General features: G+C 66.0%; 7 protein-coding genes. 3 read left to right on the top strand and 4 right to left on the bottom strand.

The window, feature by feature from the left end:
* Window positions 1-132 precede the first annotated feature (132 nt).
* Window positions 133-1,047 (top strand): lipase family alpha/beta hydrolase, encoded by a 915-nt coding sequence (locus CSZ94_RS20840; protein WP_102123279.1) that lies wholly within the window; start codon window positions 133-135, stop codon window positions 1,045-1,047.
* Between the two features lie 10 nt (window positions 1,048-1,057).
* Window positions 1,058-1,978: a lipase secretion chaperone gene (locus tag CSZ94_RS20835; protein ID WP_102123278.1), complete on the top strand. Its 921-nt coding sequence runs from the start codon at window positions 1,058-1,060 to the stop codon at window positions 1,976-1,978.
* Between the two features lie 3 nt (window positions 1,979-1,981).
* On the opposite strand, the gene CSZ94_RS20830 is transcribed toward CSZ94_RS20835, so the two are convergent.
* From CSZ94_RS20830 to CSZ94_RS20815, 4 genes are all read right to left on the bottom strand, one after another.
* Entirely contained in the window at window positions 1,982-4,759 is a 2,778-nt protein-coding gene (locus CSZ94_RS20830) for an ATP-binding protein (protein WP_102123277.1), read from the bottom strand.
* A gap of 51 nt (window positions 4,760-4,810) precedes the next feature.
* Window positions 4,811-5,848, bottom strand: a complete 1,038-nt coding sequence (locus tag CSZ94_RS20825) for a putative bifunctional diguanylate cyclase/phosphodiesterase (protein WP_180977554.1) — start codon at window positions 5,846-5,848, stop codon at window positions 4,811-4,813.
* Window positions 5,848-7,446: a methyl-accepting chemotaxis protein gene (locus CSZ94_RS29215; RefSeq protein WP_102123275.1), complete on the bottom strand. Its 1,599-nt coding sequence runs from the start codon at window positions 7,444-7,446 to the stop codon at window positions 5,848-5,850. The genes CSZ94_RS20825 and CSZ94_RS29215 overlap by 1 nt, the downstream gene beginning before the upstream one ends.
* A gap of 342 nt (window positions 7,447-7,788) precedes the next feature.
* The gene (locus tag CSZ94_RS20815) at window positions 7,789-9,537 is read right to left on the bottom strand and encodes a methyl-accepting chemotaxis protein (RefSeq protein WP_102123274.1); all 1,749 of its coding nucleotides are present in this window, start codon (window positions 9,535-9,537) and stop codon (window positions 7,789-7,791) included.
* Between the two features lie 345 nt (window positions 9,538-9,882).
* Here CSZ94_RS20815 and CSZ94_RS20810 point away from each other — a divergent pair, with 345 nt between their 5' ends.
* Window positions 9,883-10,827 (top strand): 5'-nucleotidase, encoded by a 945-nt coding sequence (locus CSZ94_RS20810; RefSeq protein ID WP_102123273.1) that lies wholly within the window; start codon window positions 9,883-9,885, stop codon window positions 10,825-10,827.
* The last annotated feature ends 64 nt before the right edge of the window (window positions 10,828-10,891 follow it).

Genomic DNA, 10,891 nt, shown 5'->3' with positions numbered 1-10,891 from the left:
TCAAGCTCACCGCGCGTCAGGGCGGAGAGATCGGGAGGGGTACGTTTTTTTGCCATGACAGCATGATGAGCCGGTTTGAAAAGGTTTACAACTGTTTTTTGAAACACTGCTCATGCTGAACAGTTACACAAAATGAAGACTCGCTTTTGGCAACTGCTATCGACCCTGCTGCTTTCCCTCGCCATCCTGCCCGGCAGCGCCAGCGCGGCCGGCTACACACAAACGAAATACCCGATCGTGCTGGTGCATGGCCTGTTCGGCTTCGACAAGCTCGGTCCCGTCGAATACTTTTATGGCGTACCCGCCGCCCTGCGCAGCGGCGGCGCGCAAGTGTATGTGACCACCGTGTCGGCTGCCAACAGCACCGAAGTGCGCGGCGAACAGCTGCTGTCGCAGGTGCGGCAAATCCTTGCCGCCACGGGCGCGGCCAAGGTCAACTTGATCGGCCACAGCCACGGCGGCCCCACGGCCCGTTATGTCGCTTCCGTGCGCCCCGACCTGGTGGCGTCCGTTACCAGCGTGGCCGGCGTCAACAAGGGTTCCAAGGTGGCCGATATCCTCAGCGGCGCCATTCCCAACACCAGCGGCGCGCTGGGCAATGCACTCGCCTCCCTGATCGACATTTTATCGGGCAACAAGGGACTGCCGCAAAACGCGGGCGCCTCGCTGGCATCGCTGTCCACGGCCGGTTCGCTGGCCTTCAACAGCCGCCACCCGCAAGGCATCCCGACCACCGCCTGCGGCGAAGGCGCCTACCAGGTGCAAGGCGTGTACTATTTTTCGTGGAGCGGCGCGCAACCGTACACGAATGTGCTCGACGTGGGCGACCCGGCCCTGGCGGCCATCAGTCTGGCCTTCGGCGGTGTCAAGAACGATGGCCTGGTGAGCAGCTGCTCCAGCCACCTGGGCAAGGTGATCCGCGATGACTACGCCATGAATCACCTCGATGAAGTCAACCAGTTCGTCGGCATCGTCAACCTGTTCGAAACGAACCCCGTCACCGTCTACCGCCAGCAAGCCAACCGCCTGCAAGGCTTGGGACTGTAAGGAGAAGCGCATGCACGCGAAATGGATCATCGGCGGTAGCCTGGCAGCGCTGGCCCTGTACCTGGTGCTGCGCCCGGGCGAACCACCGGCCCCGCCGCCGGAAAAGGCGGACCCGGACCTGTTCGCGTTCGTGCGCTCGATGCAAGGCACGCGGCCCGATGGCAACGTGACGGTGGCCGCCGGCGACAAACTGGTGGTCGACGCGGAACTGGGCCACCTGTTCGACTACTACCTGGCGGGCCTGGGTGAAAAGCCGCTGGCCACCATCCGCAGCCAGATCGAGGCGGAACTGGACCGGCGCCTGGCGCCCATCCCCGCCCGCGAAGCGAAGCGCCTGCTGGGCGCTTGGCTGGCCTACAAGCAGGCGCTGGCTGGCGCGGAGCAAGCCTTGCCGGCGCAAGCCGATGCGGCCCTGGCGGCGCGCGCGCGCCTGCAAGCCATGCGCGCCTTGCGCGGCGATTACTTTACGCCCGAAGAAAGCGCGGGCCTGTTCGGCGCCAGCGATGCGTATGACGACGATGCCGTGGCACGCCTGGCGATACTCGGCGACGCCTCGCTCGATGAAGCGCAGCGCCAGGCGCAGCTGGCGGCGCTGGATCAACGGCTGTCTCCGGACCAGCGCGCCGCGCGCGATGCGCCGCTGCAGGTGGCGCAGCTGGACGCCTCCGTCAAAACCCTGCGGGCCCAGGGCGCAGGCGAAAATGAAGTCTATCGCCTGCGCGCCAGCACGTTCACGCCGGCGGCGGCAGCGCGCCTGGCGGACCTGGACCGCGAGGAATCGCAGTGGCAGCAGCGCATCATCGCCTATCAAGCGCTCAAGGCACAGCAGGCCGGCCTGGCCGGCGGCGCGCCGGATGCAGCGGCCCTGCAGCAGCTGCGCGACGCCAGTTTCACGCCGGAGGAACAGCGCCGGCTGGGCGCCTACGAATAGGCATCAGGCCAGCTGCGCCAGCAAAGCCGCCGCCGCCATCACGTCCATGGTGTCGCGCCCCTGCAGGTATCCCGCATGGACAGGGGCCAGCAAGGCATGCGCGGCGGCGCGGCGGCCTTGCGCCTGCAGCACGGCCGCCAGGCTGGTGGCGCAGCGCAGTTCCCAGCCCGGCGCCTGCTGGCCCCTGGCCAGCTGCAACGCCTCTTCCAGCTGCGCGCGTACCGCGTCCAGGCCGGCCGTATCGCCTTGCGCCAGCGCCTGCCAGCGGTGATGCGCATCGCGGCGCAGCACTTCCGGCGCGCTCCACGGCGCCTGCCCCGTGCGTGCGCGCCGCAGCGCCTGGCTATCGGCGGCGGCGTCGTGCAAGGTGGCCATCAAATCGATCTGTATCGGCCAGCTGCGCACCGAGGGCCAGGGAAATTCCGTCATCGCCTCGCCCGCATCGAGCAGGCGCTGGTAGGCGGCGCCCCAGGCGCTCCAGTACAGCAAGCCATAGCGGGCCGCATGCTCGCACAGCAGGCAAGTCCAGGCATGCGCCTGTCCCCGCTGGCCGCACCACAGGGCGACGGGGATGGCATTGATGGCCAGCGCCACGCACAGCGTGACGCCATTGTGCTCGAAGCCCACCGTCACCGCCTCGCGCGCCAGCGCCAGGGCGTCGTCGGGACGGCCCTGCATCCACAGGCAGCGCGCCAGCATGCCGCGCAGGCAAACCTGGTGATCGGCCAGCAAGGCATTGTTGAAGCCAAGTTGTCCGGCGCCCTCGGGGTGCGCCAGCACCATGCGCGCCAGCGCCGCCGACTGCGCGTACCGCCCGCGCAAATACTCGCCCGCCGAGCGCATGCGCGCCAGTACCAGCCGCATCACCGTGTCATCGCGCGCTGCGCACAGGACGGCAAGCTGCGCCACGTAATTGTCGGCGCCCTGGAAATCGGCCATCTTCAGGCTGCAGATCCACATGCCGCAAATCGCATCAAAGCGGTGGCTGTCATCGTCCGTGCGCATGGCCAGCGCGTAGCCGCGCTGGAACGAACGAAGCATGGTGCCGGTGACGCCCTGCGTATGCAGCAGCAGGTGCGCCAGCGAGGCTTGCAGCTGCATCTCGCTGTCGGGGTCCTCCACCGCATGCGTGGCCATGCGCTCGAGCGCCCGCTCGACGCGCACGCGGTATTCATCCATCAGCGACAGCTGATAGAACAGGGTCTGCGCTGCCAGAGTCAGGGCCACGCCCAGCGCTACGTCACCCTCCTCGCCGAAGGCCCAGTCGATGGCGGCGCGCAGGTCATCGACATGGCGGCCGTAGCGCGCGCTCCATTGCGCCGGCGGCATGCTTTCCCAGTCGGCGGCAATGCGTCCCGCCAGGCCCAGGCAATGGCGCGCATGGCGCAGCAGCACGGCGCCGGCGTCCCCGCTGGCCGACAGCAGCGCCGCAGCGTAGGCGCGCGTGGTATCGAGCAGCCGGTAATACACGTGCTGGCAGCAAAACTCGATGCTGACCAGGGACTTGGCCGCCAGGTCGGCCAGCGTATCGAAGACCTCGCATCCCGCCACGGCGCTGGCCGATTCCAGGCGGAAGCGGCTCTTGAACACGCTCAACGCCTGCAGCACCTGGCGCTCTTGCGCATCGAGCAAGCCGTAGCTCCAGTCCAGGGTGGCGCGCAGGGTCTGGTGGCGCAAGGGCATGTTGCGCGCGCCGCGCGTGAGCAGGCGAAATCGGTCATCGAGCTGGCGGCGCAATTCGTGCAGGCCGAAATGGCCGATGCGCCCGGCCGCCAGCTCCAGCGCCAGCGGGATGCCATCGAGGCGCCGGCAGATGTCCAGCACCACCGGCACATCGGCGTCGGCCAGCACGAAAGCATCGTCGACGGCCGCACAGCGTTCGCAAAACAGCTGGACCGCGGAGAAATGCCGGGCCGCCGCCGCATCGGGCACGGCATCGGCCGGCGGCAATTCCAGCGCGGGCAGGCGCAACAACTGCTCGCTGGTGATGCGCAGCGGCTCGCGGCTGGTGGCCAGCACATGCAGCAGCGGCGCGCCCTTCAGCAAGGCATCGGCCAGCGTGGCGGCAGCGCCGATCACGTGTTCGCAGTTATCGAGCACGATCAGCATGTGGCGCGGGCGCAAATAGGCCAGCAGGGGCGGCATGGCATCGCCGGCCGGCACCGCCACCCCCAGCGCCGTGGCCAGCGCCAAAGGCACCAGGCGGCCCTCGTCCAGCGGCGACAGGTCGACGAAACACACGCCGTCGGCATAGCGGCGCAGCACGCGCGTGGCCAGGACGACGGCCAGCGTGGTCTTGCCGATGCCGCCCGGACCGGCAACGCACAGCAGGCGCAATTGCAGCAGCTGGTTGGCCATCGTTTGCAGCACCTCGGCGCGGCCCAGCATGCGCGTCAGCATGACGGGCAAGTTATGCCGCGGCTCCACGCCAGCCGCACCGGGCGCCTGCCGGCCCGTGAGCGCCAGCGGCGCCAGGAAGCCGTAGCCGCGCCCGGGAATGGTCGTGATGTAGCGCTGGCCATCGCGGCCATCGCCGAGCGCCTTGCGCAGCGCCGCCAGGTGCACGCGCAAGGTCGCGTCGTCCACCACGGCATGGGGCCAGACGATGGCCACCAATTCATGCTTGTCGACGATATCGCCGGCACGCTCCAGCAGGGCCAGCAGCAAGTCCATGGCCCTGCTGCCCAGGCGCAGCGCGCGCTCGCCCTCGAACAGCAGGCGTTCTAGCGGCAAAAGGCGAAACGGGCCGAAGACATAGGCCGGGACGGGACTGTTTATCATTCTTGCGTGGGGGTGAAGGTGTTAAAGCACGCGGCTTGCAGTGGCCATATTCTACTGAGCATCCGCGCCATGCCGCATGGCGCCCTGTTGCGGCGCTGTTATCAGGCCGGTCGGCGCGCCGGCGGCCAGCAGCGCGGCCACGTCGGCCGCAGGCGCTGGCCGGTGCAGGTAAAAGCCCTGGACCTGGGGGCAGCCCAGGTGCCGCAGCTGCGCCAGCTGTTCGCTGTTTTCCACGCCCTCGGCCAGCACCTGCAAGCCCAGGCCGCGCGCCAGCGCAATCGTCGAGGCGACGATCACCGTATCACTGCCTGTGCTGCCCAGGTCGCGGATGAAGGAGCGGTCGATCTTGATGGTATGAATTGGCAGCATCCTGACATGGCTGAGCCCTGAATGGCCGGTGCCATAATCGTCGAGCGAAATGGCCAGGCCCAGCGCGCGCAGCCGGCACAGCACCTGCGTCGCCTGCGCCATGTCGTCGATGCAACAGCTTTCCGTCACTTCCAGCTCCAGCAGGCCGGGAGGAATGGCGTGCCGCCGCAGGCAGCGCAACACGAAGTCCGGCAAGTGCGGCTCGCACAGCTGGCGCGCCGAGACATTCACCGCGACAGGCGTCAATGGCAGGCCCGCCGCGCGCCATTGCGCCAGCTGGCGGCAGGCGGCGTCGATGCCCCAGTTGCCCAGCGCGACGATGGCGTCAGTCTGCTCGGCCAGGCCGACGAAGGCGTTCGGGTAGATCAGGCCGTGGTGCGGATGGTCCCAGCGCAGCAGCGCTTCCACGCCGACCAGGCGCAATTGCGCCGTATCGAACTTGCCCTGGTAGTGGAAGCAAAATTCGCCGTTGACGATGGCGCTGTCCAGGCGCGCCTGCAGCTCCCGGCTGCGCGCCGATGCCAGGGGTTTGCCGCCTTGCCCATCGCGCGCCTGGCGCCGCCGCACCCTCCACAGCAAGGCGCAGCCCAGCGCCAGCGCCGTCAACGCCACATGCCGCAACGGCGCGCCGTCCAGCCAGAGGCCTAGCGGCAGGCCGGCGGCCAGTGCAGCGCACAGCAGCGCCCGCGGGCCGTGCCAGAACCTTGCCAGGTGCGCCACTAGGCCGGCAGGCGCGGCACGGCCGGCGCGCTGCGGCGTGGCAAGGTGTGCGCCGGCCGCTGGTGCAAGCGAAATACGCTGACCAACTGCAGCAGGTTCGCCGCCTCGCCTTCCAGCGATTGCGATGCGGCCGCCGCTTCTTCCACCAGGGCGGCGTTCTGCTGCGTCACTTCGTCTATCTGCACCACCGCCTGGCTGACCTGGCCGATGCCCGTGCTTTGCTCGGCGCTGGCGGCCGTGATGTCGGCCACCATCTGGCTGACCCGGCCCACGGCCGCCACCACTTCCTGCATGGTGGCGCCGGCCTGCGCGACCAGGGCTGCACCCGCGTCAACCTGCTGGGTGGAATTGGCGATCAGGGCACGGATATCGCGCGCCGCTGCCGCGCTGCGCTGCGCCAGGTTGCGCACTTCCGTCGCCACAACGGCAAAGCCGCGCCCCTGCTCGCCCGCGCGCGCCGCTTCCACGGCCGCGTTCAAGGCCAGGATATTCGTCTGGAAGGCCAGCATGTCGATCACGCCGATGATGTCGGCAATCTGCGCCGAGGAAGCGCTGATGGCGTCCATCGTATGGATCACCTGCCCCACGGCCTGTCCGCCTGCGCCCGCGATGTTCGCCGCCTCGATGGCCAGCACGCTGGCATGGCGCGCATTGTCCGCATTCTGTTGCACGGTGGAGCTGAGTTCCTCCATCGCCGACGCGGTCTGTTCGAGCGCGCTGGCCTGCTCCTCGGTGCGCGAGGACAGGTCGAGATTGCCAGCCGCGATCTGCGACGAAGCCGTAGCGATGGTGTCGGTGCCGCTGCGCACCTGCTGCACGACGTCGAACAGCTTGCCGTTCATGATGCACAGCGCGTCAAGCAGCTTGCCCGTTTCATCGCCGCCGTGGCGGCCGAAGGTCGATGTCAGGTCGCCGGCGGCCACGGTCTGCGCCACTGTCAACGCGTGGTGCAGCGGATTGACGATGCTGCGCGTGAACAGCCAGGCGGTGACGAGCGAAAAGAGCACGGCAAGCGCGCTCAGCGCCAGCATCATGTCGCGCGCCGTGGCGTATTCCGCGTCCACCTGGGCACCCGCCGCCTCCATCAAATCATGCTGGTGCCTAATGAGCGTTTCCAGCGCCGCCATATAGCGCAGCTGCTCGCCGCGCACCGTGCCGAGCAGCAAACTGGCCGCTGCGTCGCGCGCGCCCTCTTGCAGCAGGGCGAGTACCTTGTCGCGCCCGCCGTTGAAGGCGGCGCCCGCCTGCGTCACGGCCAGCATCAGCTTGCGGCCCTGCGGTGACAGCACCACCTTTTCCAGCTGCGCCAGTCCCTTTTCCGTGGCGTCTCCCGCCCTGGCGATGGTGGCGCGTTCCTGCGCCAGTTGCTGCGGCTCGCTCATCAGCAGCAAGTTGCGCGAAGAGCGCGCGATGATGTTGACATTCTTGATGATGTCGTTAGCCAGCACGGTTTTCGGATAGTTGTCATCGATCACGTCGCGCATGCGCAGTTCAAGGCTCGACAGGCGCAGCATGCCCAGCAAGGCAGTCGCCAGCAGCAGCAAGGTCAACAATGCAAAGGCGCAGCGCAGGCGCGTGCCGATTTTCATATTTGCCATCTATTCGCATCCTTCAGTGTGGTGCATCGGTCATTGCGCCGGACTCGCATGCAAGGCTGACGGCAATGGCTGCCGCCTGCCACGAATGGCCGGACGCAACAGGCGAAGGGGTCAGCCGGGATGTGGCCGAGGCGGGAACTAGGGTGGTACGGCAGGCAGTGTGAGTTATCTCACAAGCAATGTCGCGTTAAGTTTTGAAAAGATTTGCTTAGATGGCAAAACAGCTATTTTAATAACGCTGTTTTTTTAGTAAGTAGTAACCGCAGTGTGCGCCTGCGCACGCATGTAAAAACGGCCGCACAAGGCGGCCGTCCGGTAGCGCCTGCTGGCGCCGTCAATCCGTCAGAACACTTCCCACTCGTCATCACGCTGCGCGTCCTGGCGCTGGGAGGGCACGGCGCGCAAGGCCGGACGACCTGCGGGACGCGGCGCCGGACGCTTCGGCGCCGCGCTGGCCAGCACGGTGCGCGGCGCGGCCGCTTTGGCCTGCTCGGCCGGTGCCAGTGCGCCATCGAGTTTGAAGACGCTGACCGCTTCGGCCAGCTGGCCCGATTGCTCCTGCAGCGATTCGGCCGCAGCGGCCGCCTCTTCCACCAGGGCCGCGTTTTGCTGCGTCACCTGATCCATCTGGCTGATCGCCTGGTTGATCTGGTCGATGCCCGAGCTTTGCTCCTGCGTCGCCAGGCTGATTTCCGCCATGATGTCCGTCACGCGCTGCACGCTGGCGACGATTTCGGCCATCGTGTTGCCCGCCTCGGCCACCAGCTTGCTGCCCGCGTCGACCGCCACCACGGAGTCGCCGATGAGGGTCTTGATTTCCTTGGCCGCCGCCGCCGAGCGTTGCGCCAGGTTGCGTACCTCGGTGGCCACCACGGCAAAGCCGCGCCCCTGCTCGCCCGCGCGCGCCGCTTCCACGGCCGCATTCAGGGCCAGGATATTCGTCTGGAAGGCGATGCCGTCGATGACGGAAATAATATCGACGATCTTGCGCGAGGAATCGTTGATGGCGTCCATGGTCTCAACCACCTTGCCCACCACGGCGCCGCCTTTGACCGCCACGCCAGAAGCGCTCAGCGCCAGCTGGTTGGCCTGCTGGGCATTGTCGGCATTTTGCCGCACGGTGGACGTCAGTTCTTCCATCGACGACGCCGTCTCTTCCAGCGAGCTGGCCTGCTCTTCGGTGCGCGAGGACAGATCCAGGTTGCCGCTGGCAATTTCCGACGACGCCGTGGCGATGGTCTCGGTACCGCTGCGCACCTGGCCGACGATGTTGACCAGGCTGGAATTCATGTCTTTCAGTGCCTGCAGCAGCTGGCCCGTTTCTTCCGTCGTGTGCACCTCGATCTGGCTGGTCAGGTCGCCCGCAGCCACCGTTTGCGCCACTTTCACGGCCAAATTGATCGGCTGGGTGATGGCGCGCGTAATGTAGGCGGCGCAAGCGATGCCCAGCGCTGCAGCCAGCACGCCCAGGATCAGCATCAGGCTTTCCGAGCGAATCACGGCCGCGCTGCCCTCCTTGACGCTGGCAGCGGCCACGCCATTATTGAGCTTGATGATGTCGTTGAGCGTACCTTCGGCCTTGCCGAACAGGCTGCTCGAAGCCAGGTACTGCCTGTAGAACGCCACGAACAACTCTTTCTGCCGCGGCTCGTCGCGATTGTCAGCCAGTTGGCGCAGGATGGCGCGCACCTTGTCGTCATCGCCCTTCCAGGCGGCCCACTCCGCCTGGAAGCGCGTCCACAGCACGGCCTCCTCCGGCGTTTGCGGCAGCGGTTCGTACAGTTTGCGACCCGCCTCGATATTGTTCCAGGCCTTGGTGCGCAACTGCAGCGCTTCCGCGAACTTGTCTTGTGCCTGGTAATTGTTTTCATAGATGGCGGCCGTCAGGGTGGCGGCGGCGACGGCCGTCTGGCCTTCGCTGATCATCATCAAGCCCTGGATGGACGGCAGACGCACCACGCCGATTTCATCAACGGCGCTGCCGACGGTGGCGATGCCCGAGTAGCCGCTGATGCTCACCACCAGCAAGGCCACCATCATCACGGCGACGAGGGTCGCCAACTTCCATTTGATCAGTAAATTCTTAAACATGGCTAGGTCCTTTATAAAGGTACGAAGACTGCTGGCGAAGTCGGGGCTGGCATGTTCGAGTAAAACAGCTGACACTTGTATAAAGGTGGCGGGGATGGGGCGTACGCTTCGTTACAATTGACGAGAATTCATCAGTGCAAGCATAGTGGAAAACGGGTGCGCTGGCTGTCAAAGCCTTGACACAAAACAAGATTTCTTTCTTTACTGTGGCACATATTGCACAGCGGCCAGAAAAATTGGCTTCTCGCCCTGTTTTGGTGCAAAAAAAATCCCTCTGCGCCACTACTATTGGCTACGCAGTTGATAGTCGTATAAGATGCTCAGCACGCAAATCACAGGCAGACCATGGCTTATCCTATCGAACACAAACTGGTGATCGGGGTCGCTTCCAGCGCCCTGTTCGACCTGGCAGAATCGCACCAGGTCTACCTCGACAACGGCCCCGAGGAATACCGCAAGTACCAGGAAACGCATATCGACACGGTGCTGCCGCGTGGCGTGGCCTTCCCCTTCATTCGCCGCTTCCTGAACATCAACAAGCACTATCCGCGCCAGTCGCCCGTGGAAGTGGTGCTGTTTTCGCGCAATTCGCCGGAAACGGGCTTGCGCGTGATGCACTCAATCGCCCATTACGGCCTGGATATTTCGCGCGCCGCCTTCATGACGGGCAAGTCGCCCTACCCCTACCTGCCCGCGTTCAATGCCTCGCTCTTCCTCAGCGCAAATGAAGACGACGTGCGCAGCGCGCTGGCCTGCAACTATCCGGCCGGGCTGGTGCTGCCGTCGCGCACGGAAGACGACGAGAACGACGAAGAACTGCGCGTGGCCTTCGATTTCGACGGCGTGATCGCCGACGACGAAGCGGAAACCGTGTTCAAGCGCAACAACGACGTCGATGAATTCCATGCCCATGAAACCCTGAACGTGGGCACGCCGCACCGCCCCGGCCCACTGGCCGACCTGTTCCAGAAGCTGGCCAGCATGCAGCGCCTGGAAGAAAAGGCCCAGCGGCGCGACCCCGGCTACAAGAAGATCCTGCGCATCGCCATCATCACGGCGCGCAACGCGCCCTCGCATGAACGGGTCGTGACGACCCTGAAAAGCTGGGGCGTGGCGGCCGACGAGACGTTTTTCCTCGGTGGCATGGACAAGTCGCGCGTGCTGGCCGTCTTCAAGCCGCATATCTTCTTCGACGACCAGCTGAGCCACCTGAAATCGGCAGGCGGCACCATCCCCATGGTGCATATTCCTTTCGGCATAGCAAATATTCGCGCGGGCGATGGTCTATAATCTCGCCTGTCGGCGCCGTCACTGGCGGCGCGGCGCGCACCATAGCTGTCCCACTCAACTGCCT

This window comes from Janthinobacterium sp. ROICE36, from assembly GCF_002869965.1.
Lineage (GTDB): Bacteria > Pseudomonadota > Gammaproteobacteria > Burkholderiales > Burkholderiaceae_D > Janthinobacterium.
This window is presented reverse-complemented; position numbering and strand designations above follow the sequence as displayed.

Coding starts and splice junctions, on each gene's coding strand:
- CSZ94_RS20840 (WP_102123279.1), top strand. CDS start 133: ATGAAGACTCGCTTTTGGCAACTGCTATCGACCCTGCTGCTTTCCCTC.
- CSZ94_RS20835 (WP_102123278.1), top strand. CDS start 1,058: ATGCACGCGAAATGGATCATCGGCGGTAGCCTGGCAGCGCTGGCCCTG.
- CSZ94_RS20830 (WP_102123277.1), bottom strand. CDS start 4,759: ATGATAAACAGTCCCGTCCCGGCCTATGTCTTCGGCCCGTTTCGCCTT.
- CSZ94_RS29215 (WP_102123275.1), bottom strand. CDS start 7,446: ATGGCAAATATGAAAATCGGCACGCGCCTGCGCTGCGCCTTTGCATTG.
- CSZ94_RS20815 (WP_102123274.1), bottom strand. CDS start 9,537: ATGTTTAAGAATTTACTGATCAAATGGAAGTTGGCGACCCTCGTCGCC.
- CSZ94_RS20810 (WP_102123273.1), top strand. CDS start 9,883: ATGGCTTATCCTATCGAACACAAACTGGTGATCGGGGTCGCTTCCAGC.